This is a genomic window from Gilliamella sp. Pra-s60, assembly GCF_009795755.1.
Classification (GTDB): domain Bacteria; phylum Pseudomonadota; class Gammaproteobacteria; order Enterobacterales; family Orbaceae; genus Gilliamella.
Window position 1 is genome coordinate 1 of sequence record NZ_WTFA01000053.1, and the last position, 414, is coordinate 414.

General features: G+C 42.8%; 1 protein-coding gene. It reads left to right on the plus strand.

All coding sequences use genetic code 11. From position 1 onward, the window contains the following. A partial coding sequence (locus GQ596_RS10980) for a hypothetical protein (RefSeq protein WP_160401759.1) occupies positions 1–414 on the plus strand: 414 nt, incomplete at both ends.

Genomic DNA, 414 nt, shown 5'->3' on the forward strand with positions numbered 1-414 from the left:
GCTAACATATGGAATCCTAGTAAGGGCTTTTTAGTTCAGTCAACGAGTCCATCATCTTACGACAGGAACTTTCCTACTACGGGTTTAGATGGTTTGTATTTTGATTTGGATATAGGTGGTATTGACGGAAGTCAGTTAAGTTGGACAGTTAACACAAGTGGTAGTATAAGAGCAACGGTGAGTTGGACAAGGCCGCGTTCTGGTACATTCACAAACCCAAGGGAAAATACTGTCCAAGCTGATGAATGGATTAGGGATAAATCCAAAAATGTAGCACGGGTAACGTTGCATGGTCCAAGGGCAAGTAGTAGTCAAATAAGTTCAAGTCGTCCAAGTTCACTAACACGCCCATCTTTGCCACAGACTTTCGAGTTGGTAGGTAGAGGTAGTAATGGTAATGAGGTTCGTTACGGT